Source organism: Streptacidiphilus melanogenes, assembly GCF_000787835.1.
Lineage (GTDB): Bacteria > Actinomycetota > Actinomycetes > Streptomycetales > Streptomycetaceae > Streptacidiphilus > Streptacidiphilus melanogenes.
On the sequence record NZ_BBPP01000014.1, the window covers coordinates 124414 to 150364 of the forward strand.

At 71.3% G+C, this 25951-nt stretch carries 28 protein-coding genes; 18 read left to right on the top strand and 10 right to left on the bottom strand.

Annotated elements, in window-relative coordinates:
• The first annotated feature begins 195 nt into the window (after nucleotides 1–195).
• On the top strand, nucleotides 196–1071 hold the full coding sequence (locus tag TR49_RS17665) for a hypothetical protein (protein ID WP_042382797.1): 876 nt from the start codon (nucleotides 196–198) through the stop codon (nucleotides 1069–1071).
• A 12-nt stretch (nucleotides 1072–1083) separates the two neighbouring features.
• Here TR49_RS17665 and TR49_RS17670 read toward each other — a convergent pair whose 3' ends face one another.
• The 3 genes from TR49_RS17670 to TR49_RS17680 form a co-directional block, all read right to left on the bottom strand.
• Nucleotides 1084–1284 carry a hypothetical protein gene (locus TR49_RS17670; protein ID WP_042382799.1) on the bottom strand — a complete coding sequence of 67 codons (201 nt, stop codon included), beginning with the start codon at nucleotides 1282–1284 and terminating at the stop codon, nucleotides 1084–1086.
• Nucleotides 1285–1522: 238 nt separating this feature from the next.
• Entirely contained in the window at nucleotides 1523–1729 is a 207-nt protein-coding gene (locus tag TR49_RS17675; protein ID WP_152627325.1) for a hypothetical protein, read from the bottom strand.
• A gap of 276 nt (nucleotides 1730–2005) precedes the next feature.
• A complete protein-coding gene (locus TR49_RS17680; protein ID WP_042382802.1) occupies nucleotides 2006–2863 on the bottom strand; it encodes a 3-hydroxybutyryl-CoA dehydrogenase in 858 nt (285 codons plus the stop codon).
• Nucleotides 2864–3027: 164 nt separating this feature from the next.
• Here TR49_RS17680 and TR49_RS17685 point away from each other — a divergent pair, with 164 nt between their 5' ends.
• The 7 genes from TR49_RS17685 to TR49_RS17715 all read left to right on the top strand — a co-directional run bounded on the left by TR49_RS17685 (nucleotide 3028) and on the right by TR49_RS17715 (nucleotide 9502).
• The gene (locus TR49_RS17685; protein WP_042382803.1) at nucleotides 3028–3855 is read left to right on the top strand and encodes an SDR family NAD(P)-dependent oxidoreductase; all 828 of its coding nucleotides are present in this window, start codon (nucleotides 3028–3030) and stop codon (nucleotides 3853–3855) included.
• A 33-nt stretch (nucleotides 3856–3888) separates the two neighbouring features.
• On the top strand, nucleotides 3889–4470 hold the full coding sequence (locus tag TR49_RS17690; RefSeq protein ID WP_042382805.1) for a Uma2 family endonuclease: 582 nt from the start codon (nucleotides 3889–3891) through the stop codon (nucleotides 4468–4470).
• A gap of 107 nt (nucleotides 4471–4577) precedes the next feature.
• Nucleotides 4578–5618 (top strand): N-acetyl-gamma-glutamyl-phosphate reductase, encoded by a 1041-nt coding sequence (gene argC / locus TR49_RS17695; RefSeq protein ID WP_042382806.1) that lies wholly within the window; start codon nucleotides 4578–4580, stop codon nucleotides 5616–5618.
• A gap of 29 nt (nucleotides 5619–5647) precedes the next feature.
• Nucleotides 5648–6799: a bifunctional glutamate N-acetyltransferase/amino-acid acetyltransferase ArgJ gene (argJ, locus tag TR49_RS17700; RefSeq protein WP_042382883.1), complete on the top strand. Its 1152-nt coding sequence runs from the start codon at nucleotides 5648–5650 to the stop codon at nucleotides 6797–6799.
• Nucleotides 6800–6822: 23 nt separating this feature from the next.
• A complete protein-coding gene (gene argB / locus TR49_RS17705) occupies nucleotides 6823–7770 on the top strand; it encodes an acetylglutamate kinase (RefSeq protein WP_084724977.1) in 948 nt (315 codons plus the stop codon).
• Nucleotides 7767–8948: an acetylornithine transaminase gene (locus TR49_RS17710; protein WP_084724978.1), complete on the top strand. Its 1182-nt coding sequence runs from the start codon at nucleotides 7767–7769 to the stop codon at nucleotides 8946–8948. Before argB ends, TR49_RS17710 begins: the two co-directional genes overlap by 4 nt.
• Before the next feature lie 14 nt (nucleotides 8949–8962).
• Nucleotides 8963–9502, top strand: a complete 540-nt coding sequence (locus TR49_RS17715) for an arginine repressor (protein ID WP_042382885.1) — start codon at nucleotides 8963–8965, stop codon at nucleotides 9500–9502.
• A gap of 1 nt (nucleotide 9503) precedes the next feature.
• Here the strand turns inward: TR49_RS17715 and TR49_RS17720 are convergent, their stop codons facing one another.
• Together TR49_RS17720 and TR49_RS43905 are read right to left on the bottom strand one after the other, a co-directional pair.
• Nucleotides 9504–10838: a cytochrome P450 gene (locus TR49_RS17720; protein WP_042382809.1), complete on the bottom strand. Its 1335-nt coding sequence runs from the start codon at nucleotides 10836–10838 to the stop codon at nucleotides 9504–9506.
• 593 nt (nucleotides 10839–11431) lie between these two features.
• Nucleotides 11432–11608, bottom strand: a complete 177-nt coding sequence (locus tag TR49_RS43905; RefSeq protein WP_160311615.1) for a hypothetical protein — start codon at nucleotides 11606–11608, stop codon at nucleotides 11432–11434.
• Nucleotides 11609–11983: 375 nt separating this feature from the next.
• Here TR49_RS43905 and TR49_RS17725 point away from each other — a divergent pair, with 375 nt between their 5' ends.
• From TR49_RS17725 to TR49_RS17735, 3 genes are read left to right on the top strand one after another with little or no spacing between them, the layout of a single operon-like run.
• The gene (locus tag TR49_RS17725; protein ID WP_042382810.1) at nucleotides 11984–12184 is read left to right on the top strand and encodes a hypothetical protein; all 201 of its coding nucleotides are present in this window, start codon (nucleotides 11984–11986) and stop codon (nucleotides 12182–12184) included.
• A gap of 4 nt (nucleotides 12185–12188) precedes the next feature.
• On the top strand, nucleotides 12189–12725 hold the full coding sequence (locus TR49_RS17730) for a DUF6879 family protein (RefSeq protein ID WP_042382811.1): 537 nt from the start codon (nucleotides 12189–12191) through the stop codon (nucleotides 12723–12725).
• Nucleotides 12722–13558 (top strand): helix-turn-helix domain-containing protein, encoded by an 837-nt coding sequence (locus TR49_RS17735; protein ID WP_042382814.1) that lies wholly within the window; start codon nucleotides 12722–12724, stop codon nucleotides 13556–13558. Before TR49_RS17730 ends, TR49_RS17735 begins: the two co-directional genes overlap by 4 nt.
• A 366-nt stretch (nucleotides 13559–13924) precedes the next feature.
• Here TR49_RS17735 and TR49_RS17740 read toward each other — a convergent pair whose 3' ends face one another.
• Nucleotides 13925–14404: an Lrp/AsnC family transcriptional regulator gene (locus TR49_RS17740; protein ID WP_042382815.1), complete on the bottom strand. Its 480-nt coding sequence runs from the start codon at nucleotides 14402–14404 to the stop codon at nucleotides 13925–13927.
• A 161-nt stretch (nucleotides 14405–14565) separates the two neighbouring features.
• Between TR49_RS17740 and TR49_RS17745 the strand changes: the two genes are divergently transcribed.
• Together TR49_RS17745 and TR49_RS17750 are read left to right on the top strand one after the other, a co-directional pair.
• Nucleotides 14566–15735, top strand: a complete 1170-nt coding sequence (locus tag TR49_RS17745; protein WP_042382816.1) for a trans-sulfuration enzyme family protein — start codon at nucleotides 14566–14568, stop codon at nucleotides 15733–15735.
• Between the two features lie 179 nt (nucleotides 15736–15914).
• The gene (locus tag TR49_RS17750) at nucleotides 15915–17105 is read left to right on the top strand and encodes a serine hydrolase domain-containing protein (protein ID WP_063770115.1); all 1191 of its coding nucleotides are present in this window, start codon (nucleotides 15915–15917) and stop codon (nucleotides 17103–17105) included.
• A gap of 19 nt (nucleotides 17106–17124) precedes the next feature.
• Here the strand turns inward: TR49_RS17750 and TR49_RS17755 are convergent, their stop codons facing one another.
• Nucleotides 17125–17685, bottom strand: coding sequence for a YbhB/YbcL family Raf kinase inhibitor-like protein (locus tag TR49_RS17755; RefSeq protein WP_042382817.1), 561 nt, complete (start codon nucleotides 17683–17685; stop codon nucleotides 17125–17127).
• Nucleotides 17686–17783: 98 nt separating this feature from the next.
• On the opposite strand from TR49_RS17755, the gene TR49_RS17760 reads away from it, so the two are divergent.
• From TR49_RS17760 to TR49_RS17775, 4 genes are all read left to right on the top strand, one after another.
• Nucleotides 17784–18509, top strand: coding sequence for a TetR/AcrR family transcriptional regulator (locus tag TR49_RS17760; RefSeq protein ID WP_052434381.1), 726 nt, complete (start codon nucleotides 17784–17786; stop codon nucleotides 18507–18509).
• A gap of 152 nt (nucleotides 18510–18661) precedes the next feature.
• Nucleotides 18662–19858, top strand: coding sequence for an argininosuccinate synthase (locus TR49_RS17765; RefSeq protein WP_042382818.1), 1197 nt, complete (start codon nucleotides 18662–18664; stop codon nucleotides 19856–19858).
• Between the two features lie 5 nt (nucleotides 19859–19863).
• Entirely contained in the window at nucleotides 19864–21288 is a 1425-nt protein-coding gene (argH, locus tag TR49_RS17770) for an argininosuccinate lyase (RefSeq protein ID WP_042382819.1), read from the top strand.
• An 84-nt stretch (nucleotides 21289–21372) separates the two neighbouring features.
• Nucleotides 21373–22485 carry a hypothetical protein gene (locus tag TR49_RS17775; RefSeq protein ID WP_052434382.1) on the top strand — a complete coding sequence of 371 codons (1113 nt, stop codon included), beginning with the start codon at nucleotides 21373–21375 and terminating at the stop codon, nucleotides 22483–22485.
• A 30-nt stretch (nucleotides 22486–22515) separates the two neighbouring features.
• On the opposite strand, the gene TR49_RS17780 is transcribed toward TR49_RS17775, so the two are convergent.
• Together TR49_RS17780 and TR49_RS17785 are read right to left on the bottom strand one after the other, a co-directional pair.
• Complete coding sequence (locus TR49_RS17780; RefSeq protein WP_042382820.1) at nucleotides 22516–23046, bottom strand: tetratricopeptide repeat protein; 531 nt, start codon at nucleotides 23044–23046, stop codon at nucleotides 22516–22518.
• Nucleotides 23047–23092: 46 nt separating this feature from the next.
• Nucleotides 23093–23836 (bottom strand): lysophospholipid acyltransferase family protein, encoded by a 744-nt coding sequence (locus TR49_RS17785; protein ID WP_042382822.1) that lies wholly within the window; start codon nucleotides 23834–23836, stop codon nucleotides 23093–23095.
• A gap of 209 nt (nucleotides 23837–24045) precedes the next feature.
• On the opposite strand from TR49_RS17785, the gene TR49_RS17790 reads away from it, so the two are divergent.
• Nucleotides 24046–24321: a hypothetical protein gene (locus TR49_RS17790; protein WP_052434383.1), complete on the top strand. Its 276-nt coding sequence runs from the start codon at nucleotides 24046–24048 to the stop codon at nucleotides 24319–24321.
• A gap of 129 nt (nucleotides 24322–24450) precedes the next feature.
• Here TR49_RS17790 and TR49_RS17795 read toward each other — a convergent pair whose 3' ends face one another.
• A complete protein-coding gene (locus TR49_RS17795; protein WP_042382893.1) occupies nucleotides 24451–25935 on the bottom strand; it encodes an FAD-dependent monooxygenase in 1485 nt (494 codons plus the stop codon).
• Between the last annotated feature and the right edge of the window lie 16 nt (nucleotides 25936–25951).

Below are 25951 nucleotides of genomic sequence, written 5' to 3' on the forward strand. Positions count from 1 at the left end.
TCCCCCTGGTGTCGGTTCGTGGAACTCAACTCGGGCACAAAGGTTTTGATGATCACTCAAAACGGCCGGATACGGGCTTGTCGAAGTGCATGTCAACCGCAGTCGGCGTCAGAAACTGTTGTTGCCAGGCCTATTGATCGTCCCCCGCGCACGGCTCTAAGTTGTGGAGACCAAGTGAAGAACGGGGGAGGTCAGATGGGGGACGGTGGATTCCGGCGCACGCTCGCGCTGGAGGTGGCGCGCCTGTACTGGGGCAACGACGCCTGGAGCGAGAACAACCGGGGGCAGCGGCAATTGTTGGCGCGTTCCCGCTCCCGGCCGGCCCTCCCCGCCGACCCGGCCGGGCGACTGCTCGCGGCCTCGGCCGAGCGGGAGGGCTTCGCCGTGCTGGACCCCGGCTACCGCCCAGGTCTGATCGACGAGGTCCGCGCGAGCTACGAGGAGCTCATCGACGACCCGACCGTGACCGTCGACATGGGCGGCCGGATCAAGGACGCGGTCCGCTACGTGCAGGACCCGGTGGACCGGGCCCCGGCCCTGCGGGAACTGCTGAACGCGCCGGTGCTGGGCGCGCTCGACGCCTACTACGGGGGCCGCTGGCGGGTGCAGCACGTGCGGATGTGGCGGATCTCCCACCTCCCGGAGCCGGAGCGCGCCTTCCACCACTACGGGAACCTCTGGCACTGCGACCAGCACCCGGTGTCCACGCTGAAGTACTTCGTCCAGATCAGCCACGGCGTCACCGCCGAGGGCGGGGCCTTCCGGCTGCACCCGGTTCCGAGCACCCGCCGTCTGATGCGCACGGGCTACCTCGGCCAGGGCTGGGCCAAGGGCCCGGCCCGCCGCCATCTGGACGACCCGGACCGCGTCGTCCCCTTCACCGCCCCCGCGGGCCACGGCGCCTTCGTGAACACCACCCGCTGCCTGCACCGCGCGGGCATCCCGCCGGAGGGAACCACCCGCGGGATGGTGCAGTTCACGTTCGTGCCGTCCCCGGGTACGCGCCGCTCGGACGACCCTCTGGCGGACCTGGCGCCGGACCCGAACGTCGCCCCGGGCCGCACCGCCTGACGCCTCGGCCTGCTACTCCCGGCGCTCCGGCGCCGGGGACCGGCGGCGGCGGATTTCGTCGAGCAGGGCGACCTCCCGGTCGCTCTCGTGGATGCCCCGGAGCCACGCCTCGTGCTCGGCCGCCCTCCGGCGGTTCCACGCCCGCACCCGCACCGCCGCCGCCGCGGCGCCACCGACGCAGAGGACCGCCACCAGGCACCCGACCGCCGTCAAGGGCTTTCTCCGTACGCAGTTCGCACCAAGGCGCCCACCGGACGCCGCCACGACGTCACCCTACCGAAACCGGACCGCCCCACTCCCCGTCGACGGGTCGCTCCGGTGCAGGCGCAGTACCGGGCACTACTGCGCCTGTACTGCCTCAGTGCCGGGCCTCAGTCATGGCAGCGAAACCGTCAGGGCCCGCACGCCAGGACAACGGGCGTGGCCTTCCGCACCCACAGCGGAACGGTCGTCATCGGCGCTGCCGCCGGTCGCGCAGCATGGCCCGCACAGCGAGTACCACCGCGAAGCAGAACGCAGTCGCGCCCGACGCGGTGAACTCCCAGGCGTTGTAGTCGTGTCCCATCTGACAGGACAGCAGGTAACCGGCCTGAACGACGGCAGGCAGCCCGACAAGGATCAGCAGGTAGCCCAGCAGGCGGCAAACGGTTCGAAGCACGCCGCGCACTCTAGCTCCGCCCCGGTGACTGGTCGACCGTCAAAAACTGGTCCTGATCTGCTGAAACGCCCCCGAAGAGGCGCGAAACGGCGACGCTTCGCCTGGCGACCAGCCCTGATGGCTTCACCGTCCGCGTGGACGAGGAGCCGCCCGTGTCACCGAATCCCGAGGATCTCTACGGAGAGCCTGCGGCGCCCCCCTGGAACGCCGTCAGGGCGATCGGACCAAACCACCGAGCCTGGGCCGATCGCCTCCTTCATGCCGTCAAAGAGGGCGTCAGTACTGGTAGAAGCCCCGGCCGGACTTGCGGCCGAGCAGGCCCGCGTCGACCATGCGCTGCAGCAGCGGCGGGGCCGCGTACAGCGGTTCCTTGAACTCCTCGTACATGGAGTCGGCGATGGAGACGATTGTGTCCAGGCCGATCAGGTCGCACAGGCGCAGCGGGCCCATCGGGTGGGCGCAGCCGGCCTCCATGCCCTTGTCGATGTCCTCGGCCGTCGCGATGCCGGACTCGAACATGCGGACCGCGGAGAGCAGGTAGGGCACCAGCAGCGCGTTGACCACAAACCCGGCCCGGTCGCGGGCGCGGATCGGGTCCTTGCCGAGGGCCTCGCGGGTGAAGGCCTCGGCGCGGGCGACGGTCTCGGCGGAGGTGGTGAGCGTCGGGATGATCTCGACCAGCTTCTGCACCGGAGCCGGGTTGAAGAAGTGGATGCCGAGCACCTGCTCCGGCCGGCTCGTCGCGGAGGCGAGCTTGACGATCGGGATGGAGGAGGTGTTCGAGGCCAGGATCGCGTCGCGGCGCTCGACGACGCGGTCCAGCGTCTCGAAGATCGCGATCTTGATGTCCTCGCGCTCGGCGACGGCCTCGATCACCAGATCGCGGTCGGCGAAGTCGGCGAGCTCGGTGGTGAAGGAGATCCGCGCCAGTGCCGCGTCGCGGTCCTCCTCGCTGAGCTTGCCGCGGCGGACGGCCGTGTCGAACGAGGTGGTGATCCGGGTGCGGCCCAGCTCCAGCGCCTCCCCGCTCGCCTCGGAGACCTTGACGTCCAGACCCGAGCGCGCGAAGACCTCCGCGATGCCCGACCCCATCAGGCCGCAGCCCACCACTCCTACTCGCGCGATGTCGCTCACGTGTGGCTTCCCCAGTCCGTTCGTCGAAGTCGAACACTTCGAAGAGTTCTATTCAAGGCAACGGCCCGACGTTACCCCCTCCCCCTGCGCGTGTCCGCCGCCGGACCTGCCAAGACCGGACCACGATGAGGTGGACGGACACGCCAACGGGAGGGAGCGGGGTCGTGGGACTCAGGAGTCTGCAGGGCCGGTCCGGCCTGGTCACCGGGGCCGGGCGCGGGATCGGACGCGAGATCGCCCTCGGCCTGGCCGCGGAGGGCATGAATCTCGCGCTGCTCGGCCGCCACAGCGCCACCCTCACCGAGACGCTGCACGCCTGCGTGCGCCACGGTGTGAAATGCGTCGCCCTCGCGGCCGACGTGGCCCACCCGGGCCAGGTCAAGGCGGCGGTCGACAGCGTCCGGCGGGATCTGGGCGGGATCGACCTGCTGGTCAACAACGCGGGCCAGGTGGACCGGGCCGAGGTGCCGTTGTGGGAGGCGGACCAGGCGCAGTGGTGGCAGGTGGTGGAGACGAACCTGCGGGGGCCGTTCAACCTGCTGCACTCGGTCCTGCCCGGCATGGTGGAGCGCGGCTCGGGCCGCGTGGTCAACCTGAACAGCGGCTTCGCGCTGCGTCCCGACGGCCGCTACACCGCGTACGCGACGTCCAAGGCGGCACTGCTGCGACTCAGCGACAACCTTGCAGAAACGTTGCGCCCGCACGGCGTCACCATCCTGGACATCAGCCCCGGCGCGGTCGCGACCGAGATGACGGCGAACATGCCGATGTTCGCGGACATGGTCCACTGGGGCAGCATCCCGTACCTGGTCGCCACGGTCGTGGACGCGGCCCGCGGCCGACTCGACCCCCTCCACGGCCGCTTCCTCCACCTCGGCCGGGACGACCTCGAAGCCCTCCTGCGCGACGCCGAACTCATCCGCGAGCGCGACGCCCGCACCCTGCGCCTGCGTCCCTACGGCGACGAGGACCCACTGGCCGCCTACTCCTGAACACGGGCGGTGATCGTCAGTAGACTTGGAGGCATGCGGACGCAGGCTGAGACCTACCGTCACCTTCGCGAGTACCGGGATGCGCTGACTCAGGAACCGCACTTCGCCTTTCCTGAGATCAGTGGCGGCCAGATCCTGATGATGATGAGCCCGTCTCCGCGCCACGACCTGAACGCGTCGCGCGTACGGAGGCAGCTTCAACCGCAGCTGTCCGAGGGGCTCCTTGCGGAGACGCTGGGTGACGTCGAGGACGAGAACCTGGGTGTCCTGCGTCGTCCCGATGTGATCGTCGTCCCGGAGGCGGCGTTCGACACCTCGGACTCCGCCCTGGATCCGGCGGAGATACTGCTGGCGGTCGAGATCGTCTCTCCGAACAACCCCGAGAACGACTATCAGGGCAAGCTCCGCGACTACCCGGCGATGGGCATCCCGCACTACGTGATCATCGATCCGCGCGACGGCACCGCACACCACTACTGGAAGCCCGTCGCCAAGGGCGGTCGCGCCGTCTACGAGGCACACGTGCCGTACGTGTTCGGCGACGTGATCAAGGTCGACGAGTGGACGATCGACACCGGCGCCCTACGCCGGTACGCGCCGGAGGACGGTGAGTAACCCCCTCTCTCCGCCTGAGTCCGTGGGGGCTCGGGCGGATATTCATGCCCTTCATTGCATGAATGTGCCAACCTCCGTATAGTTATCCCAACACGAGGAGGCAGCACATGGCAGCGAGGGCCACGTACCGCGCGGCGGTCGCCGGGGCGAGCGGGTACGCCGGGGGAGAGGTGCTGCGTCTGCTGCTGACCCATCCCGCGATCGAGATCGGGGCGCTGACCGGCGGGTCCAACGCCGGGACGAGACTCGGGGAGCTGCAGCCGCACCTGTGGCCGCTGGCCGAGCGCGTGCTGGAGCCGACCACCGCCGAGACGTTGGCCGGTCACGACGTCGTCTTCCTCGGTCTGCCGCACGGCCAGTCCGCCGCCGTGGCCGAGCAGTTGGGCCCGGACGTGCTCGTCGTCGACTGCGGCGCGGACTTCCGGCTGCACAGCGCGGAGGACTGGGAGAACTTCTACGGCTCGCCGCACGCCGGCACCTGGCCCTACGGCCTGCCCGAGCTGCCCGGCGGCCGCAAGGCGCTGGAGGGCAGCAGGCGCATCGCCGTTCCCGGGTGCTACCCGACCTCCGTCTCGCTCGCACTGTTCCCGGCCTACGCCGCCGGGCTCGCCGAGCCCGAAGCCGTGGTCGTCGCCGCCTCCGGCACCTCCGGCGCCGGCAAGGCACCCAAGCCGCACCTGCTCGGCAGCGAGGTCATGGGCTCGATGAGCCCGTACGGGGTCGGCGGCGTCCACCGCCATACGCCCGAGATGACGCAGAACCTCTCCGCGGTCGCGGGCGAGCGGATCGCCGTCTCGTTCACCCCGACGCTCGCGCCGATGTCGCGCGGCATCCTCGCCACCTGCTCCGCCAAGGCCAAGCCCGGCGTCACCGCCGCGCAGGTGCGCGCCGCCTACGCCGAGGCGTTCGACGGCGAGACCTTCGTCCACCTGCTCCCGGAGGGGCAGTGGCCCGCCACCGCCTCCGTCCAGGGGTCCAACAACGCGCTGGTCCAGGTCGTGCTCGACGAGAGCGTCGGCCGGATCATCGCCATCGCCGCCATCGACAACCTGGTCAAGGGCACCGCAGGCGGCGCCGTCCAGAGCATGAACATCGCCCTCGGCCTGCCCGAGGAGCTCGGCCTTCCGCAGACAGGAGTCGCACCGTGAGCCAGCAGCCCACCGGAAACCAGACCGGCATCGGCGTCACGGCGGCCCGCGGCTTCCGCGCGGCGGGCATCGCCGCCGGGATCAAGGCGTCCGGTGCGCCGGACCTCGCGCTCGTGGTCAACGACGGCCCCTCCCACGCCGCGGCCGGCGTCTTCACCTCCAACCGGGTCAAGGCCGCTCCGGTGCTCTGGTCGCAGCAGGTCGTCAAGGGGGGCGAGGTCAGCGCCGTCGTCCTCAACTCCGGCGGTGCCAACGCCTGCACCGGCCCGCTCGGCTTCCAGGACACCCACGCCACCGCCGAGAAGGTCGCCGACGTGCTGGGCCTGAGCGCGGGCGAGATCGCCGTCGCCTCCACCGGCCTGATCGGCGTCCGGCTGCCGATGGAGCAGCTGCTGCCCGGCGTCGAGACCGCCGCCGCCGCGCTCAGCGAGGACGGTGGCGAGGCCGCCGCCGTCGCGATCAAGACCACCGACACCGTCCACAAGACCGCCGTCGCCCAGGGCTCCGGCTGGACCGTGGGCGGCATGGCCAAGGGCGCGGGCATGCTCGCCCCGGGCCTGGCCACCATGCTCGTCGTGATCACCACCGACGCCCTCGTCGAGGCCCCCGAGCTGGACGCGATCCTGCGCTCCGCCACCTCGAAGACCTTCGACCGCGTCGACTCCGACGGCTGCATGTCCACCAACGACACCGTGCTGCTGCTCGCCTCCGGCGCCAGCGGCATCGTCCCCGACGCGGACGAGTTCGCGACGGCCGTCCGCGAGGTCTCCGCCGACCTGGCCCGCCAGCTGATCGGCGACGCCGAGGGCGCGAGCAAGGACATCCGCATCGACGTCGTGAACGCCGCCAGCGAGGCCGACGCCGTCGAGGTCGCCCGCTCCATCGCCCGCAACAACCTGCTCAAGTGCGCGATCCACGGCGAGGACCCGAACTGGGGCCGGGTCCTGTCCGCCATCGGCACCACCGCGGCCGCCTTCGAGCCGGACCGGCTGAACGTCGCCATCAACGGCGTCTGGGTCTGCCGCGACGGCGGCGTCGGCGAGGACCGCGAGCTGGTCACCATGAAGGACCGCGAGGTCGTCATCACCGCCGACCTGAACGCCGGTCAGCAGACCGCGACGGTGTGGACCAACGACCTCACCGCCGAGTACGTCCACGAGAACAGCGCCTACTCCAGCTGACGAACCGAGGACTGGGAACCGTCGTGCAGATCGCACCCAAGGGCGAACAGGCCCGCAACAACACCGCGCTCCCCAAGGCGCTCACGCTCGTCGAGGCGTTGCCGTGGCTGGAGCGCTTCCACGGCAAGACCGTCGTCATCAAGTTCGGCGGCAACGCCATGGTCGACGACCAGCTGAAGTCCGCCTTCGCGCAGGACGTGGTGTTCCTGCGCTACGCGGGCCTGCGCCCGGTCGTCGTCCACGGCGGCGGCCCGCAGATCAGCGCGCAGTTGGCCAAGCTGGGCCTTGAGTCCACCTTCACCAACGGCCTGCGCGTCACCACGCCGGAGACCATGGACGTGGTCCGCATGGTGCTCGCCGGGCAGGTCCAGCGCGACCTGGTCGGGCTGCTCAACGAGCACGGCCCCTTCGCCGTCGGCATGACCGGCGAGGACGCGCACACCATGACCGCGATCAAGCGCTACGCCGAGGTCGACGGCGAGCAGGTCGACATCGGTCTGGTCGGCGACATCGCCAACGTCGACGCGGGCGCGGTCAAGGCCTTGATCGAGGACGGCCGCATCCCCGTCATCTCCTCCGTCGCGCGCGGCTCGGACGGCCACGTCTACAACGTCAACGCCGACACCGCCGCCAGCGCCATGGCCGTGGCGCTCCAGGCCGAGATGCTGGTCGTCCTCACCGACGTCGAGGGTCTGTACGCCGACTGGCCCGACTCCGACGACGTGATCAGCCAGCTGTCCGCCTCCGAGCTGGACAAGCTGCTGCCGACCCTGGCCAGCGGCATGCTGCCGAAGATGGAGGGCTGCCTGCGCGCGGTCCGCGAGGGCGTGGGCACCGCGCGCGTGCTGGACGGCCGCGTCCAGCACAGCCTGCTGCTGGAGATCTTCACCGACGAGGGCATCGGCACCATGGTCGTGCCCGACGCCGAGACCGACACCGAACTGACCGTGATGGCTGGGGGGCTGGCATGACCGGCAACGCACAACTGACCGACCGTTGGCAGCACGCGCTGATGGACAACTTTGGCACCCCCCGCCTGCCGCTGGTCCGCGGTGAGGGCGTGCACGTGTGGGACGCCGAGGGCAAGCGCTACACCGACTACCTCGGCGGCATCGCGGTCAACGCGCTCGGCCACGCCCATCCGGCGATCGTCGCGGCGGTCACCGAGCAGATCGGCACCCTCGGCCACGTCTCCAACCTCTTCATGGCCGAGCAGCCGATCCGGCTGGCCGAGCGGCTGATCGGTTACACCGGCCACGCCGAGGCGCGGGTCTACTTCTCCAACTCCGGCGCCGAGGCCAACGAGGCCGCCTTCAAGCTGGCCCGGCTCACGGGCCGCACCCACATGGTCTCCGCGTTCGGCGCGTTCCACGGCCGCACCATGGGCGCGCTCGCGCTGACCGCCCAGCCGAAGAAGCAGGACGGCTTCCACCCGCTGCCGGGCGACGTGACCAACGTCGCCTACGGCGACGTCGAGGCGCTGCGCGCCGCCGTCACCGAGGAGACCGCCGCCGTCATCCTGGAGCCGATCCAGGGCGAGAACGGCGTCGTCGTCCCCCCGGCGGACTACCTGGTCGCGGCGCGGGAGATCACCCGGGCCAAGGGCGCGCTGCTGATCCTGGACGAGATCCAGACCGGCATCGGCCGCTGCGGCCACTGGTTCCAGTACCAGGCCTTCGAGGGCGTCGACCCGGACGTGATCACGCTGGCCAAGGGTCTCGGCGGCGGTCTGCCCATCGGCGCGACCATCGCCTTCGGCGACGCCGCCCAGCTGTTCAAGCCCGGCCACCACGGCTCCACCTTCTCCGGCAACCCCGTCGTCTGTGCGGCGGCCAACGCCGTCCTCGACACCATCGAGCAGGACGGCCTGCTGGACCAGGTCACCAAGGTGGGCGAGCGGCTGCGGGCCGGCATCACCGGCCTCGGCGACCCCCTGATCGACCACGTGCGCGGCGCCGGTCTGCTGATCGGTGTCGTGCTCACCCGTCCGGTGGCAGCCGAGCTCCAGGCCGCGCTGCAGCGCGCGGGCTTCCTGGTGAACGCCGCGACTCCGGACGTCATCCGGTTGGCCCCGCCGCTGATCCTGACCGAGCGGGACGTGGACGCCTTCCTCGCGGTCCTCCCGGGTGTGCTCCGCTCGATCAAGTAAGGGACACTTGCTCCATGACCGAACCCCATCGCGACGCGCCGGCCTCGTCCGCGGCGGCCCAGCTGCCGCAGACGCGCACCGCGCGCCACCGACGGATCGTGGAGCTGCTGACACGTCAGCCCGTCCGCTCGCAGAGCCAGCTGGCCAAGCTGCTCGCCGACGACGGGCTGACGGTCACTCAGGCCACCCTCTCCCGGGACCTGGACGAGCTCGGCGCGGTCAAGATCCGCAACTCCGACGGCGCGTTGATCTACGCCGTTCCGGCGGAAGGCGGCGACCGCACGCCGCTGGCGCCGATGGGGGAGTCCGCGTCCGAGAGCCGGATGGCCCGCCTGGCGGCGGAGCTGCTGGTCTCCGCGACGGCGTCCGGCAACCTGGTCGTGCTCCGGACGCCGCCGGGCGCGGCGCAGTTCTTCGCCTCCTCGATCGACCAGTCGGGCGTCGAGGAGATCATCGGCACGATCGCGGGCGACGACACGGTCCTGGTCATCAGCCGCGACCCGAACGGCGGCCAGGACCTGGCCCAGTACCTGCTGAGGCTGGCGCAGTCGTAGCTCAGGCGCTGCTGCGAAGCGTCGCTTCGACGGCCCGGGACGGCTGCAGTGTCAGGCCGGTGAAGGGCTTCACCTCGCCCGGGTCCGTCTCCACCCGCCACCGCTGAGCCAGCACGGCCAGCACGAGTGCCGCCTCCACCAGGGCGAACCGGGTGCCCAGGCAGGTGCGGGGGCCGCCGCCGAAGGGGAACCAGGCGTGGTCCGGGACGGGGATCGGGGCGTCGGCGTCCCAGCGTTCCGGGCGGAAGGCGTCCGGCTCGGGGTAGAGGCGGGGGTCGCGGTGGACGGACCACTGGCTCGTCCAGACCGTCGTGCCGGCCGGCACCTCGCGACCGCCCAGCCGTGCGCCCTCGCGGGCGACCGCGCTGATCAGCCTGATCGGCGGGAAGAGCCGCAGTGACTCCTTCACCACCGCCTGCGTGAACGGCAGCCGCGCGTAGTCGTCGAAGGTGGGCAGCCGGCCGTCGAGGACCTCGGCGAGCTCCGCGTCCAGACGGGCGCGGGCCTGCGGCGAGCCGGAGAGCAGGTGCCAGGCCCAGGTCAGCGTGGTCGAGGTGGTCTCGTGGCCGCCGATGTAGAGGGTGACGGCCTCGTCGCGCAGCTCCCGGTCGGACAGCGGGGCTCCGTTCTCGTCACGCGCCGCGAGCAGCCGGCTCAGCAGGTCGTCACGTTCCTCGCCTGCCGCCCGCGCGGCGTGGTGCTCGTCGATGATCCGGTGGATCTCTTCGTCCAACTCGGCTACGGCCGCCCGCAGTCGGCGACGGCCTGGTGTCGGGATCCAGGACGGGAAGAAGACGGTGACGCCCCGCAGCTCCGCACCGATCTCCTGCTGCGCGACCGCCATCGCCCGCGCGATGGTCTCCTCGCGTCCCGCGGTCTCCACCCCGAACAGCGTGCGCACTGCCACCCGCTGCGTCAGCCGGGTCATCTCCCGCTGCACGTCCACCCGTTGACCGTCGCGCCAACCCGACGCGACAGCGTCGGCGCACTCCACCATCGTCGCCGCGTAGGAACGGACCTGGCGCGGCCGCACGGACGGCTGCACCAGCGCGCGCTTGCGGCGCCAGTCGTCGCCCGTGCTGGTGACCACGCCGTTACCGAGGACGGCGCTCAGCGCCCAGCCCATGTCCGGCGGACTGAAGCTCACTTCGACCCCGGCCAGCAGCTCGTTGGCATCCTCGGGCCGGGAGACCAGCAGGCAGCGCTTGGGGCCGAGCCGCCACGGCACCCAGTCTCCGTGCTCGTCGCGCAACCGACAGAAGAAGGCCAGCGGATCGCGGGCGAAGGCGGGCAGGTTGCCCAGCAGCGGCAGCCCGCGCGGACCGCCGGTCGGCATCGTGGTGGTTCCCTTGGCAGAGGCCAGAGTTGAGGTCACCCGGCCAGAATGGCCGCACCGGCCCGAGGTCTCAAGAGAGGCCCGGCCTCCGGGCGCTCCGCGGGCGGCGAGGACAGCGCGGGCCAACTCGCTCTCCTGCCATCGGGATTGTCCGTCAGACTGGCTGAATGACAGACAGAGAGGTCCATGGCTTCTGACGGTCTGTGCGCGTACGCGATCTCCGCCGAGCTCGGCTGTCGCAACCCGACCCACGCATGTACCACCACGCCAGTGCCGCCCTGGGCCTCGAGCCAGCGCAGTGTCTGTTCCTCGACGAGGCCCGAACCGGGTGGTTGCTGCGATCAGGCTCGGTCACGAGGGACGAGTGGACTGTTACCTCACGGTCGGCATCGTGAGCGCTTCGACCCCGACCTCGTGGCAGCGGCACGAGCATCGGTGCCGCTCCGGGGACGCGGTCGGCATAGCCCGGTAGTCGTAAGTGCCTGGGCACAGCGAGTGCAGGCGGGGAAGGGTCTCTTCGTAGCAGCACCCGGAGCGGCCGTTCGGTGTACCCTCGCTCGGCCCTGCGGGCCGCACTCTGATGTGGGCCACCGTCACCACTCCTCACGCCAGGCGGGGTACAGGTCGTGCAGCACGTCGACGAGCGCCGCACCTTCAGGCTGCAACAGGCCCCGGTAGGCCGCGCGCCGAAGACGCGCCCAGACCACCCGGTCGACGACCGGGTCTGGACCCACGGGGGTCGCGGCCCGCTCGTCCTGGGCGGGGGTCACGGGGTCGTCTCCTCCGTCGCCGGGGCCTGCAGGTGGCAGGTGCAGGCACACGGCACTGCCACCCAGCCGAGGACGCGATCCTGATACCCGGGGGCGCTGCACAGCTGATGCAAGTCCGGCCATCGGGTGCCGCCGGTGCGGCATTCCGGAGTCGAGTGGGCCCGCGGTAGCGGGCCGGACCTGGAGGGGCGGCTCGGCGAGACACCCGCCGAGGATGAGGTAAAGGCCATGTGACCGACGGTAGGGAGCGGCTTGCGAGCACGCCCTGACGATTTCTCAGGATTTCTCGCGCAGCTGCCCTGATTCCCTTCACGTTCTCAAGTTCCTTGGCCATGCTGAGACTCACCGATCCGGCACCGACCGAGGGAGCACACCATGCGGCTCAAGTTCGTCGGCACAACCTCGCAGGGCGGCGGCTGCCCCACGTTGTACGAGACCGACAGCGGTGACTTCGTCGTCCAGGGTGACCGCCTCACCGACCCTGAGGCCCTCGCCCAGCTGAAGGACGTGCTCCCCGGCGAGACGTTCGTGGTCATTCCGCGAGCGCTCCTCACGCGCTATGCCCCGAAGGAGTAACCGCGTGTCCGACCTCGTCAGCGGCGACGGGTTCATCGACCTGTTCCGCAGGTTCGAGCACACGGCCTTCCGGCTGGAAGTCCGCCGCTCCTACGGCATCCTCGAGGAGGACGAGCCGTACCAGCGGTTCCTGGCGGGCGAGGACCCAGGTCTCGACTGGTTCCAGCCCTGGCTGACCCTGATGCGTCAAGTCACCTCCTCGGGCAAGCGTGTCGAGCGCGTCCGGCTGATCGACGCGCCTCCGTCGGACTACCTACGGTTCGAGCTGTGGGGAACCCAGCACAACCTCGACGCCGGCGAGGACATCCGCTACCTCCTGCACGACACCGCGGCTGGGCTGGATCTGCCTGCATACGACTACTGGCTTTTCGACGACCGCACGATCGCTCGGGTCGAGTTCGCCGAGGATGACACGTTCCTCGGCGCGACCCTGTCCGAGGACCCGGGAGACGTCATCCGTCACGTCCGCTGGCGCGACGCCGCCTGGCGGCACGCCCTTACGTTCTCCCAGTACAGGCAGGAGCGCACAGCGAGGACGTGACCAGCGACTACCAGCGCGGACGGACCGCGCTCGGGCAGCGCCTGCGGGAGCTGCGCATCCAGGCCGGGCTGAGCGGCAAGCAACTCGCCGCGCAGCTCGGCTGGCCTGCGTCCAAGGTCAGCAAGCTGGAGCACGGCCGCCAAGCCCCGACCGTCGACGACCTGCGGGCCCTGACTGACGCCGTGGCACCGGAGGCCGTGACCGAGCTCGTCGCGCGGTTGCGCGCACTGGAGACCCACTACGCCAGCTGGCGGCGTCAGCTCGCCGCCGGCACCCGCGCCCGGCAGGAAGCCTGGCAGCTCACCGAGTCCTCCGCGCAGCTTGTTCGCAACTTCGAGAGCGCGTGCATCCCTGGGCTGCTGCAGACCCCGGACTACGCCAGGTGGATGTTCGAGCGCACGACCTCGCTGCACCGCTCCCCGCAGGACATCGAGGAGGGTGTGCGCGCTCGCATACAGCGCCAGCAGCTCCTCTACGAGCCGGGCCGGAGCTTCCACTTCCTGGTGTGGGAGGCAGCGCTGCGGGTGCTGATCTGCCCCAGTGCGGTGATGGCCGCACAGCTCGACCGGCTCGCGGGCGTCGTCGGCCTCGACACCGTCCGCCTGGGCATCGTGCCGCTGGGCGTACCGCTGCCAGTCGTGCCGTCCCACGGGTTCTGGATCTACGACGACGCACTGGTGATGGTCGAGACGATCGGCGCGGAGTTGCGCCTGGTGGGCGTCGCGGAGATCGATCCTTACGTGACTGTCTGGACGGCGCTGGAAGCGGCGGCAGAATACGGAGCAGGGGCGCACCGGGTCCTCGCTCGCAGCCGGGCGGCCCTCGTCCTCTGAGCGTGGCGGTCGGACCGAGAGCTGGCTCTGGAACTCCCCGGTCCGTTCCAGGACCGCGTCTTGGCTACGGGAGTGTGGGTCTCGATCGCAACGCCGAACTCGACGTTCCCAGGCTTGGCGAACTCGCTCTTGTCCTTGGGCACCCGCGAGGCGGAGAAGTGGATGTCGCCGATGTACTGGCCAGACCGGCCGAGGAGGCTGTTGGGGTCGGTGGTCGCGGTGTAGACGATGCCCTTGACCTGTGCAGCGGTGAGGGAGCTGCTCGTGGCAACTGCGCTGGTGCTGACTCCGATCTTGGGGGTCGCGTGAGCCGTGGAGAGCGTCGACCCGGCGACGGTTCCGGAGAGGGGCCGTCAGCGAGCGGGCTCAGGACACGGCCTCGCCGCGCATGTGGCCGAAGATCAGGCTGGTTTCGGTGTGGGCCACGGCCGGGTGCGCGGTCAGGTGGTCGAGGACGAAGTCGCGCAGCGCGTCCGTGTCGGGGACGGCGACGTGGAGGAGGTAGTCGTCCGCGCCGGAGAGGTGGTAGGCGGCGATGACGCCGGGAAGGCGCGGGATCTCGGCGGTGAAGCTGGAGATCCGCTCCTTGGTGTGGGCGTGGAGCCGCACGGCGATCATGGCCTGGATGCCGAGACCGAGCGCGGCCGGATCGACGTCGGCGTGGAAGCCGCGGATGACGCCGTGCTCGCGCAGCGCCCGCATCCGGGTGAGGCAAGTGGACGGCGCGATGCCGACCGCCTCGGCGATGGCGTTGTTCGGCATCCGCGCGTCCTGCGCCAGCAGGCGCAGGATGGCGCGGTCCACGGGTGCGAGCGCGGGCTGCGGATTCTTCGGCACGAGCCCCATCGTGCCCCCAGGCCCCGAATATGTACACAATGGGATGCCACCGGTCCGAATCTTCTGCGGAACTGTGGCGTCGAATACGTCGGATCTTCATCCTTGGGGCCATCGCCGAAGCCCCGACCTGGGCCGTCGGCTCCGCAGCCCTCGACGAGGAGGACTCCCCGATGTTGTCCGACGCCACCCGCGCCGACACCCGTGCCGTCCACGCCGGCCGCACCGACCTGCGCCACCTGGGCGTGCACGTCCCTCCGATCGACCTGTCGACCACCAACCCGCTGCCGGGCGTCGGGAGCGGGGGCGACAGCTACGAGTCGCTCGCCACCGGCGGTCTGGTCCCCGAGGGCGGCAGCGCCGTCTACCAGCGCCTGTGGAACCCGACCACCGCCCGCTTCGAGCAGGCGCTCGCCGAGCTGGAGGGCGCGGAGGCGGGCATCGCCTTCTCCTCCGGCATGGCCGCCATCAGCGCCTGTCTGCTCGCGGCCCGCGCCGCGGGCAAGGGCCACGTCGTCGCCGTGCGGCCGCTCTACGGCGGCAGCGACCACCTGCTCGCCACCGGCCTGCTCGGCACCGAGGTCACCTGGGCGACGGCGGACGAGGTCGACGCCGCGATCCGTCCCGACACCGGGCTGGTCGTCGTCGAGACCCCGGCCAACCCGACGCTGGAGCTCGTCGACCTGAGTGCGCTGGCCGCCCGCTGCGGCGACGTCCCGCTCCTGGTCGACAACACCTTCGCCACCCCCGTGCTGCAGCAGCCGATCCGGCACGGCGCCACGATCGTCGTGCACAGCGCGACCAAGTACCTCGGCGGCCACGGCGACGTGCTCGCGGGCGTCGTCGCCACCAACGACGCCTGGGCGCGGAGGATCCGCCCGGTGCGTGCCGTGACCGGCGGCATCCTGCACCCGCTCTCCGCCTACCTGCTCCACCGTGGCCTGCAGACCCTGCCGCTGCGGGTGCGTCACCAGTCCGAGAGCGCGGGCAAGCTGGCCCTGTGGCTGGGCGAACAGCCCGGCGTCGACCGCGTCTTCTACCCCGGCCTGCCCGACTGCGACCCGCTCGGCCTGATCGGCAAGCAGCAGTCCGCGCCGGGCTCGGTGCTGGCCTTCTCGCTCGGGGGCGGCTACGACGCCGCGGCGCGTGCGGCGGAGCGCTGCAAGCTGATCACCCACGCGGTCTCCCTCGGCGGCGTGGACACCCTGATCCAGCACCCGGCCTCGCTCACCCACCGCCCCGTCGCCCCGGAGGCCCGTCCGCACGCGTCGGTGCTGCGCGTCTCGGTCGGCCTGGAGGACGTCGAGGACCTCTACGAGGACTTGGCCCAGGCGCTGGCCTAGTTCGCCGGCCCGGAGTGCGGGCGCTCGCTGCGCCGGCCGGGTGGACGGGTACGACTGTTCGGCGGGGCGGCGGCGCGCCGCGTTCCGGCGGGCCCGCGGTTCGTTGGCAGCCTGCTGAGGGGGCTATCGCGAAGCGAAGGGCAGGCGTGCCGGTGAAAGAGGTCCAAGGTCCACGAACGGTGCGTCTCCGCGGCCTGCTGGCCGCGGCGTGCGTGGCGGCCGCGCTCGTCCCGCTTGCGACCGCCCCCGCCGGCGCCTCGGCGGCGCAGGGGGCGGTCGCGGCGCGTCCGGCGGTCGTGGCCTCCGGAGAGGACGGCCGCGGGCTCTCCCCGGCGCTGGAGCGGGAGCTGGACCGCGTCATCCGGACCTCGATGCACACCTACGGCATTCCCGGGGCGATCGTCGGGATCTGGCTCCCGGGCCACGGGCGCTACGTACGGGCCTTCGGCGTCGCGGACAAGAGGACCCGCGAGCCGATGCGGACCGACATGAACACCCGCATCGGCAGCGTCACGAAGACCTTCACCGTCACGGCGCTGCTGGAGCTGGTCGACCAGGGCCGGGTGCACCTGGACGACCCGATCTCCAGGTACGTCGCGGGGGTTCCCGAAGGGGACCGGATCACCCTGCGGGACCTCGCCGACATGCGCAGCGGCCTGTACCCCTACACCGCGGACACCGCCTTCGAGAAGGACTTCCTGTCCCACCCCACCAGGTCGTTCACCCCGCAGCAGCTGCTCTCCTACGGGTTCAGGCACCCGAACCTGTTCCCGCCCGGCACCCAGTACCTCTACTCGAACTCCAACACGGTGCTGCTGGGGCTGGTCATCGAGAAGCTGACGCACACGTCGCTGAGCGACTACGTCTGCCGTCACGTCATCGCGCCCAGCCACCTGGACCACAGCGTGATGACGCCGACGACCTACCTGCCCCGGCCCCGCCCGCACGGCTACACCGCGCAGACCCTCAACGGCACGATCGCTGACGCCACCGGCTGGAGCACCAGCTGGGGTTGGGCCGACGCCGACATGGTCTCCGACCTCAGGGACCTGCACGCCTGGGCGTACGACCTCTACCGCGGCACTCTGTTGTCGCGTCACACGCAGGCCGAACGGCTGACGTTCATCCCCACGGGTCAGCCGGGCCTGGGCTACGGGCTCGGCGTCGCGGACTTCGACGGCTGGATCGGGCACAACGGCGAGGTGCCGGGCTACGAGACCGTGGACGTCTACCTGCCGTCGGCGCGGGCCACGCTCGTGGTCATGGTGAACACGGACGTCCCGTACCAGAACAACGTCGCCAACGCTCCCGGGGACCTGCTCGCGACGGCGGTGACGTCCGTGATCACCCCGAAGAACGTCTACCCCTGACGGGCACGACGCCGGGCACTCAGCGCTCGTAGATCCCGTCCAGCCTTCCGCGGGCCAGGACCGGGCCGCCGACGGAAGTGAACACCTCGCGGGGCCGCGCCTTCGCCAGGGCGGCCCCGTCCAGCGGGTCACCGAGGGCGAACAGCTGGAACACGTACCGGTGCGGGCCGTGGCCCTTGATCGGCTCCGGGCCGTGGTAGCCCGAGCTGAAGGTCGAGCGCAGGATCTGCACGCCCTCGCCCGGGGTCTTGGCGTCGAGCGCCCCGGCGGGCAGCGCGGCGAGCTTCGGGTCGATCAGCGCGACGGTGTGGACGGCTGGGCTGCTCATCGGGACGTCCGGGTCCTCCATGACGAACAGCAGCCGGGCCGTCCCGGCGGGCGGGAGATTCCAGGCGAGGGCGGGGGAGAGGTTCCGGCCCCCGACCCGCCGCCCGGCGTGCTCGGTCGGCATCGTCGCGCCGTCCGCGAAGGCCTCGCTGTGCAGGTCCAGGGTGTCGGGGCCCTGCAGGTTCGGGCGGTGCCAGACGACATGCTCCTCTCCGGCCCGCCTGTTCTTGAGCAGTCGTCCGATGATCGCCACGGTGCCGATCCCCTCTCCTGGTTCTGCGATCGCTGTTCGCAGTATTGTTCCGCCTAAGATACTGCATACAGCGTTCGCAGAAAAGAAGGGTCCGTTCTGTGGCGGAGCAGTCGGAACAGCAGTCCGAGCAGTCCGAGGTCAGCATCTGGCTCCGCCCGGCGCGTTCCGGCCGCGGGCCCGCGCCCGCCTTCGACCGGGACCGCCTCGCGGAGGCGGGCGTCGCGCTGGCCGACGCGCAGGGCCTCGCGGCGGTCACCATGCGCGCCGTCGCCCAGTCGCTCGGGTCCGCGCCGGCATCGCTGTATCGCTATGTCGCCACCCGCGACGAGCTGGTAGAGCTGATGACCGACCGGGTCAACGCGGAGATCTCGTACGCCGGCCTGGGCGCGGGCGACTGGCTCGACGACCTGCTGGTGCTCGCCCGCGAGGCCCGGGCGGTCTGCCTGCGGCATCCGTGGCTGCTCGACGTCTTCGCCTCGAGCGCGCCGGTCGGCCCGCGCACCCTGGCCTACCTCGACCGCTGCCTCGCCTGTCTCGACGAACTGCCGCTCGGAGGCAAGGACAAGCTGGAGGCGATCGCCGTCCTGCAGTCCCTGGTCGCCTCGCTCGCCCGCGCCGAGCTGGCCAAGCAACTGGACGCCACCGAGCCCCCGCCCTGGCGCCGCGCGCGCGACGAGTACCTGCGCCACGCGGCCGCCACCGGGGAGTACCCGCATCTGACCACGGTCCTGAAGGACGCAGGCCCGGCGGGCTCCAAGTCGGCGGACGAGCTGTTCGACCGCATCGTCACCCGCGCCCTGCGCGGGTTGCTCCTGGCTCGCTAGCGCTAGCGCTAGCGCGGAACGGCTTTGAATTTCATACGGAGGCATGCATAATTATGCCTAGGAGACGCGAGGTGCCCTGCGCACCCGCAACTCATGCCTTCAGCGGCCCTGGATGCATGCCCCGCCTGCCCTGTGAGTGATTGGAGATAGCCGTGACCGAGCGCGTCGTACTCGCCTACTCGGGCGGTCTGGACACGTCCGTCTGCATCGGCTGGATCGCCGAGGAGACCGGCGCCGAGGTCGTCGCCGTCGCCGTCGACGTCGGCCAGGGTGGCGAGGACCTGAACGTGATCCGCGAGCGCGCCCTCGCCTGCGGCGCCGTCGAGGCCGAGGTCGCGGACGCCCGCGACGAGTTCGCCGACGAGTACTGCCTCCCGGCGATCAAGGCCAACGCGCTGTACCAGGGCGAGTACCCGCTCGTCTCCGCGCTGTCCCGGCCGGTCATCGTCAAGCACCTGGTCGCCGCCGCCCGGAAGCACGGCGCCACCACCGTCGCCCACGGCTGCACCGGCAAGGGCAACGATCAGGTCCGCTTCGAGGTCGGCATCGCCAACCTGGCGCCCGAGCTCAAGTGCATCGCCCCGGTCCGCGACTACGCGATGACCCGGGACAAGGCCATCGCCTTCGCCGAGGCGAAGAACCTCCCGATCGCCACCACCAAGAAGTCCCCCTACTCGATCGACCAGAACGTCTTCGGGCGTGCCGTCGAGACGGGCTTCCTGGAGGACATCTGGAACGCGCCGATCGAGGACATCTACGACTACACCCAGGACCCGGCCGTCCAGCGCGACGCCGACACCGTGGTCATCTCCTTCGAGGCCGGCGTCCCGGTCGCGATCGACGGCCGCAAGGTCACCGTGCTCCAGGCCATCGAGGAGCTGAACCGCCGGGCCGGCGCCCAGGGTGTGGGCCGCCTCGACATGGTCGAGGACCGTCTCGTCGGCATCAAGTCCCGTGAGATCTACGAGGCTCCCGGCGCCATCGCGCTGATCACCGCACACAAGGCGCTGGAGAACGTCACCGTCGAGCGTGAACTGGCCCGCTACAAGCGGCAGGTGGAGCAGCGCTGGAGCGAGCTGGTCTACGACGGCCTGTGGTTCTCCCCGCTCAAGCGCGCCCTGGACGGCTTCGTCAACGAGGCCAACCAGCACGTCACCGGCGAGATCCGGCTGGTCCTGCACGGCGGCCGCGCGGTCGTCGACGGCCGGAAGTCCTCCGAGTCGCTCTACGACTTCAACCTCGCCACCTACGACACCGGCGACACCTTCGACCAGTCCATGTCCAAGGGCTTCATCGAGATCTTCGGCATGTCGTCGAAGATCGCGGCGAAGCGGGACCTGCAGGGCTGATCGCGATGGCTGACAAGCAAGATGTCCGGCTCTGGGGTGCGCGGTTCGCCGACGGTCCGTCGGAGGCGCTGGCCGCGCTGTCGGCCAGCGTGCACTTCGACTGGCGGCTCGCGCCCTACGACATCGCCGGCTCCAAGGCCCATGCCAAGGTCCTGCACCGGGCCGGGCTGCTCAGTGACGACGAGCTGGCCCGGATGCTGGAGGGCCTGACGGTCCTGCTCGCCGACGTCGAGTCGGGCGCCTTCACCGGCACCGTCGCCGACGAGGACGTGCACACCGCGCTGGAGCGCGGCCTGCTGGAGCGGCTCGGCCCCGAGCTCGGCGGCAAGCTGCGCGCCGGCCGGTCCCGCAACGACCAGATCGCCACGCTCGGCAAGATGTACCTGCGCGACCACGCGCGGATCATCGGCGGGCTGCTGCTGGAGCTCCAGCAGGCGCTGGTGGGCCTCGCCGAGGCTCACCCGGCCACGGCCATGCCGGGCCGCACCCACCTCCAGCACGCCCAGCCGGTGCTCTTCGCGCACCACATGCTGGCCCATGTCCAGGCGTTCGCCCGGGACGCGGAGCGGCTGCGGCAGTGGGACGAGCGCACGGCCGTCTCGGCCTACGGCTCCGGCGCGCTGGCCGGCTCCTCGCTGGGCCTGGACCCGCAGTACGTCGCCGCCGAACTCGGCTTCGAGGGCGGCTCCGCGGCCAACTCCATCGACGGCACCGCCTCGCGCGACTACGTCGCGGAGTTCGCCTTCATCACCGCGATGATCGGCGTCAACCTCTCCCGCGTCGCGGAGGAGGTGATCATCTGGAACACCAAGGAGTTCGGCTTCATCACGCTGCACGACGCCTTCTCCACGGGCTCCTCGATCATGCCGCAGAAGAAGAACCCGGACATCGCGGAGCTGGCCCGCGGCAAGTCGGGCCGCCTCATCGGCAACCTGACCGGCCTGATGGCCACGCTCAAAGCCCTGCCGCTGGCCTACAACCGCGACCTGCAGGAGGACAAGGAGCCGGTCTTCGACTCCTGCGACACCCTCGAGGTCCTGCTGCCGGCCTTCATCGGCATGATGGCGACGCTGACGGTCCACGAGGAGCGCCTGGAGGAGCTGGCCCCCGCCGGGTTCTCCCTCGCCACGGACATCGCCGAGTGGCTGGTCAAGCGGGGCGTCCCGTTCCGGGTCGCCCACGAGGTCGCCGGCGCGTGCGTCAAGTTCTGCGAGCCGCGCGGCCTGGAGCTGTGGGACCTGACGGACGAGCAGTTCGCGGAGATCAGCCCGGAGTTGACTCCGGAGGTCCGTGAGGTCCTCTCGGTGAAGGGCGCGATCGCGGCCCGCAACGGCCGCGGCGGCACCGCGCCGGACGCGGTCGCGGTCCAGTTGGCGGAGGTCAAGTCGAACCTGACGCTGCAGCAGGAATGGCTGGACGCCAAGCGCTGAGCCGACGCGCTGAGTGTCACAGGGACACGACAGGGTTCAGGGGCGCGGGGAACGGTTTCCCGCGCCCCTGACGTTGGAGCCCTCGTGCACCCTGTCTTCGTTGATTTCTCCACCGCCGCCCCCCGGACCTGCAACGCCGCGATCGAGTCCGAGGGGGCCCGCTTCGCGCGGGACCACTTCGCCCTGGGCCCCGGCGCGACCATGACGATCTCGTTCGAGGTGCCCCAGGAGGGCGTCAAGGACGAGCTCACCGTGAAGATCCGAGCCCTCGTCTCCAAGCTCGGCTCGCGACCCGGCCACGCGCCGCTGGGGCTCGCCGTCAACGCCACGGTGGTCGTCGGCGACCACCGCATACCCGGCGGGGGAGACCTCCCGCAGGAGATCACCTTCGCCGTTCCCGCGGACCTGCTCAAGCCCGGCCGGACCAACACGCTGACGCTCCGCACCGCCGCAGACGCGCGCTCGCAGCTGTGGCTCTACCGTGTGCTCGCCGAGCCCGTCTGGGACCGCGACGCGGCCGAACGGGCCTGGCTGGCCGAGTCGTTCGCGCAGTCCCTGCTGACCTACCGCACCGATCGGCGCGCACCGGGCGCGCAGGAGTGGGAGCCCGCGGCGACCTGGCGCCTGCACCTGGACTCCGGCGAGGGTGCGATGCCGTCCCGCCTGGACTGGCGCGTGCGGTCCGGCGCCGAGGCGTCGGTCGAGTTCGCGCTGGAACTGCACACCTTCTACGGCCACACCCGCGACGCCGACGGCCGGTGGTACGAGCTGCGCGGCGCGCTGATCGATCGTCAGGCCTTCCCCGGCGACGCCGACCCGGCCGGAACGCAGGTCTTCGCCACCGAGGCCGGCTGGGGCGGCCGTTGGCACCAGGGCGGACCGCTCACCTTCCACCTCGCCACCGGGGAGGAGACCGAGTTCGAGCGGGTCGGGTGGACCGACCAGCGGGCCTGCTCGGCGTCCGTCGGGTTGGCGGAGGACGGGAGTTCGTTCCAGGGCTGGTCCCAGCGCGTCCACGAGGGCCCGGTCGGCTACCGGGGCACCGTCGTCCTGCCGGAGCCTGAGACGGCGCAGGGCCCGTCGGAGCGACGCGACCCGAACACCTTCGCCGAGGACCTGGACGAGCTCGGCCAGGCGTTCGCCAACCTGGCCGACACCGCGGCGAAGTCGCTCGGCTCGTTCCTGCGCCGGTTCTGAGCCCGGCCGTCCGGCCGTCCGGCCGCCCGGCTACTCCGGCTCGACCAGAAGACGGGCGTAGTTCGCCATGGACCGCTGGTAGCGCGGCAGATGAGGGGCCAGGGCGGAGAGGGCGACCGAGACGGCCTCCCGCTCGCGGCCCACGTCGGCGAGACACAGCGCGAGCGTGGCGGCGACGGCGTCCGCCAGCACCGCCGCGTCCGGGTCGTGGTTGTCCCGCTCCGCCGTGAGCAGGTCGACGGCCTCGGCCACCCGGCCGATGTTCCGCAGCGAGCTGGACATCTGCACCACGGCCCGGCGTCGGCGCATGCCCGTCAGGCCGCGGTCCAGGGCCTCCCAGTAGAGCGGAACGGCCTGGTCGGAGTGGCCGGTCGAGTCCCAGGCGCAGGCCCGTTCGAAGACCGCGACCGGACTGTCCGACGGCAGCTCGCCCGCCAGCCGGTCGATCCGCTCACGGAACTCGGCCTCACCGGCCTCGCCGCGCGCGTCGTAGCCGTCGATCTCGGCCCAGGCCCGGGCGCTGCGGAGCTCCCAGTCGTTGATGTCGATCTTCTCGTGCATGCGGGCAGCCTGGCACGCCGCTGCGGACAGGTCCAGGCTGCGTCCTCTAGGCGGCGTCCTTCAGCTTCTGCCGACCGTCCTTCGGGGTCTCCGCCTTGGCCGCCTTCGCGGCCAGCAGCTTGGCCTTCGTGGCGTACATGTCGACGTACTCCTGGCCGGAGAGGTCCAGGATCGCCGAGACGATCTCGTCGGTGACGGCGCGAAGCACGAAGCGGTCGCGCTGCATGCCCTCGTAGCGCTCGAAGGTGAGCGGCTTGCCGAAGTGGATCTCCGGGCGGACCCGGAACGGCCTGCGCCAGCGCATGCTGCCGTTCGCCTGGACCTGGTCGGTGTTGACCAGTCCCACCGGGATGACCGGCGCGCCGCTGGCCAGCGCCAGGTGCGCGACACCCGTGCGGCCGCGGTGCAGCCGGCCGTCGGGGGAGCGGGTGCCCTCGGGGTAGATCCCGAAGAGGCGGCCCTTGTCCAGCTGGGCCATGCCGGTGTCGATCGCGGCCATCGACGCGCGTCCGCCGCTGCGGTCCACCGGGACGGCGCCGACGCCGGTGAAGAACCACGCCATCAGCCGGCCCTTGACGCCCTTGCCGATGAAGTACTCCTCCTTGGCCACGTAGTGCACCTGACGCGGCGCCGCGAGCGGCAGGAAGACGGAGTCACAGAAGGAGAGGTGGTTCGGCGCGATGATTGCCGGGCCGTCGACGGGGACGTTCTCCAGACCTGTGACCCGGGGCCGGTACAGGGTGCGGACCAGCGGGCCGACAATGATCTTCTTGAGCGTCCAGTAGAACACCGTGCCTCCGTCGTGGCCGAGCGCGATCGCGGGCGGGTTACGCGAAACGGGATGCAGTGATCCTAGTAGCCATCTGTTACCGCCCGGTACGCGGCAGTCGGTGGTCTGGGTTACATTCCGTTGATCATCTGGTGACACGCAGTCCGCCACGTGGGTGAAACCGGCCGCTGACGGCAGCCGGGGACGCGTCGCGGCACGTCCCCACGGGCATGGTCAACGCCGAGATCCCCGCCGGCCTACGGCTTCCCCGCACCGCCGTCTGCCCGGAGACCCACCACCTCGCGCGGGAGCGCGCGGCGCGGCTGCGCGCCGCGGTCGCGCGCCTACCCGCCCGCTGCGGAGCGCTGCTCGCTGCGCTCCTTGACGATCCGACGGCGGACTACAGCACTCTTGCGGCCCGTCTCGGCACGCCGCGCGGCAGCATCGGGCCGACGCGCTCCCACTGTCTGGAGTGCCTCCGCCGCCGCCTGGGCCCGGACATTTAGGGCCTCCAGGGGCGCGGGAAACTGCACCCACAAGCCACTGACGTCCGGATGGTCCTCACGGAACAGGGCCATCCGCACAGGGTGGTTTCTCGCGCAGTTCCCCGCGCCCCTGGGGTGGGTGCAACTCGATCAGTTGCCCAACCAGGCCGTCAGGCCGGTGCGGACCTGGGTCGGGGTGGGGTTCTCCGCGGCCCAGGCGATGTAGCCGTCGGGGCGGACGAGGAGCCACTCGGAGGTGAGGCTCGGGGCCGTGGCGGTCACGACGCGGTCGGACCAGTCGGCGGGGAAGTCCTCGCCCGAGGTGGTTGCGTCCGGTCCGACGAGGACGAAGCGGCCCTCGCGCAGGGCCTCGTAGAGGCGGGTCGGACCCTTGCCGTCCGCGGGGGCGGCAAGGGCGACGTCCGCGGCGCGGTCGCCGACGAGGCGGTGGGAGCCGGCAGGGGCCTGGTCGCGGTAGGAGACGGAGATGCCGGAGACCTCCATGCCGCCGCGCCGCGCCAGCGGCGCGAGGTGGGAGCCGAGGGCCTTGGCGAGCCCGCGGGCGAGCCGCAGCGGGGCGCTCTGTCCGATCGAGAGGCGCAGCAGGCCGCCTGACGTCCGCAGGACGTGCGCGCCGACGGGGTGCCGCTCGGCCTGGTAGCTGTCGAGCAGGCCCGGCGCGGCCCAGCCGCGCACCGCGGCGACGAGCTTCCAGCTGAGGTTCGCAGCGTCCTGCAGGCCGGTGTTCATGCCCTGGCCGCCTGCGGGGGAGTGGCAGTGCGCCGCGTCGCCGGTGAGGAAGACCCGGCCGACCCGGTAGCTGGTGGCCTGTCGTTCGTCGCTGTGGAAGCGCGAGGTCCAGCGGGGGTCGTGCAGCCCGTGGTCCTTGCCGAGGACCGAGGTGACCAGCCGGCAGAGCGCCTCGAAGTCGACGGGCGCCGAGTCGGGGAGCTGCTCGGCGTGGTCCCAGGCGATGACGCGGTACCAGCCGTCGCCGTAGGGGGCCATGAAGGCGAAGCCCTGCTTGCTCGCGCCGACGGCCAGCACGTCCTCGGGCGGGGTGTCCAGCCGGACGTCGGCCAGCATCACCGAGGAGATCGCGGACTCGCCCGGGTAGTCGACGTCGAGCAGCCGCCGCACGGTGCTGCGTACCCCGTCGCTGCCGACGGCGTACGCGGCCCGGAGGGTGACGGTCTCGCCGTCGACGAGGGCGTCCACCTCGACGGCGTCGGCGTCCTGGCGGAGGCCGGTGACCTCGGCGCCGCGCAGCAGGGTCGCCCCGGCGTCCAGCGCCCGGCGCAGCAGCACGCGTTCGGTCTGGTACTGAGGGGTGATCAGCAGCTCGGGGAACCGGCTCGGCAGCTTGCTCATGTCGACGTGCACAGCCCCGAAGATGCTCAGGTCGGACAGCCGCGCTCCCGTCTGCAGCAGTTCGTCGGCCAGGCCGCGGGCGTCGAGCTCCTCCAGCGTGCGGGCGTGGACGGCGAAGGCGCGGGTGAGCTTGGACTCCTCGCGGCGCTTCTCCAGCAGGGCGACCCGCAGCCCGGCGGCCGCGACGTCACCCGCGAGGAGCAGACCCGTCGGTCCGGCGCCGACGACCAGGACGTCGTAGTCACGGTTCTGAGCGCTGTTCATCGTGTTCATCGTCGTG

Excerpts from the sequence above, each read along its gene's own strand:
- TR49_RS17665 (WP_042382797.1), top strand. The coding sequence starts at position 196 with ATGGGGGACGGTGGATTCCGGCGCACGCTCGCGCTGGAGGTGGCGCGC.
- TR49_RS17690 (WP_042382805.1), top strand. The coding sequence starts at position 3,889 with ATGCGGACGCAGGCTGAGACCTACCGTCACCTTCGCGAGTACCGGGAT.
- argC (WP_042382806.1), top strand. The coding sequence starts at position 4,578 with ATGGCAGCGAGGGCCACGTACCGCGCGGCGGTCGCCGGGGCGAGCGGG.
- TR49_RS17710 (WP_084724978.1), top strand. The coding sequence starts at position 7,767 with ATGACCGGCAACGCACAACTGACCGACCGTTGGCAGCACGCGCTGATG.
- TR49_RS17715 (WP_042382885.1), top strand. The coding sequence starts at position 8,963 with ATGACCGAACCCCATCGCGACGCGCCGGCCTCGTCCGCGGCGGCCCAG.
- TR49_RS17720 (WP_042382809.1), bottom strand. The coding sequence starts at position 10,838 with ATGCCGACCGGCGGTCCGCGCGGGCTGCCGCTGCTGGGCAACCTGCCC.
- TR49_RS17725 (WP_042382810.1), top strand. The coding sequence starts at position 11,984 with ATGCGGCTCAAGTTCGTCGGCACAACCTCGCAGGGCGGCGGCTGCCCC.
- TR49_RS17740 (WP_042382815.1), bottom strand. The coding sequence starts at position 14,404 with ATGGGGCTCGTGCCGAAGAATCCGCAGCCCGCGCTCGCACCCGTGGAC.
- TR49_RS17745 (WP_042382816.1), top strand. The coding sequence starts at position 14,566 with ATGTTGTCCGACGCCACCCGCGCCGACACCCGTGCCGTCCACGCCGGC.
- argH (WP_042382819.1), top strand. The coding sequence starts at position 19,864 with ATGGCTGACAAGCAAGATGTCCGGCTCTGGGGTGCGCGGTTCGCCGAC.
- TR49_RS17780 (WP_042382820.1), bottom strand. The coding sequence starts at position 23,046 with ATGCACGAGAAGATCGACATCAACGACTGGGAGCTCCGCAGCGCCCGG.
- TR49_RS17790 (WP_052434383.1), top strand. The coding sequence starts at position 24,046 with ATGGTCAACGCCGAGATCCCCGCCGGCCTACGGCTTCCCCGCACCGCC.
- TR49_RS17795 (WP_042382893.1), bottom strand. The coding sequence starts at position 25,935 with ATGAACAGCGCTCAGAACCGTGACTACGACGTCCTGGTCGTCGGCGCC.